The organism is Citrobacter sp. TBCS-15 (assembly GCF_005280815.1).
In the GTDB taxonomy this organism is placed as follows: Bacteria; Pseudomonadota; Gammaproteobacteria; order Enterobacterales; family Enterobacteriaceae; genus Citrobacter; species Citrobacter werkmanii.
This window is the reverse complement of sequence record NZ_SZWK01000035.1, coordinates 1-488: the sequence shown is the minus strand read 5'-3', so window position 1 is coordinate 488 and position 488 is coordinate 1. Positions and strand designations below refer to the sequence as shown.

Below are 488 nucleotides of genomic sequence, written 5' to 3'. Positions count from 1 at the left end.
TTTATGAATTTGTTTATACTATCTTGATTTAATCGTTTAGATATTTTTCTTAGTTCATCATTAGTTTTAGCCATTTCGCTTTTATAAACAATTTTTTTAGTTTTTTTCTTTCATCTCTAGCTTCTTGTTTGCACTTAGGACACTTTAAATAACTTAAACCACTAGCTTTTCTCATTTCCTGACACTTAGTACATTTAGATTTCATTTTTTGTTTCTCCTTTTTTCTAATTCAATGCAATGCTTACATTTAGGGTTATCTACATGGATATATTCTTTTACAACTTCTTTTTTTAAACTTTTTATTCTAAGTTGTTCTTTTTTTAAGTCCATGCAGTGTGATATTGACCAGCCACAACCACTACATTTAATGCTTTTCAGTTTGTAAGGTTTGTGTTTTGTTGTATAACTCATCTATTTTCTCCGTTTATTTTATATTTATCAAATCTTAGATATTATTTGAACCAAGATAAATCAATTTCATTAGCTAA

General features: G+C 26.2%; 1 protein-coding gene. It reads right to left on the bottom strand.

The annotated features are described in order from the left end of the window. Positions 1-201 precede the first annotated feature (201 nt). A complete protein-coding gene (locus tag FDW96_RS02825; RefSeq protein ID WP_047692940.1) occupies positions 202-411 on the bottom strand; it encodes a hypothetical protein in 210 nt (69 codons plus the stop codon). Positions 412-488 lie beyond the last annotated feature (77 nt).

Coding starts and splice junctions, on each gene's coding strand:
- FDW96_RS02825 (WP_047692940.1), bottom strand. CDS start 411: ATGAGTTATACAACAAAACACAAACCTTACAAACTGAAAAGCATTAAA.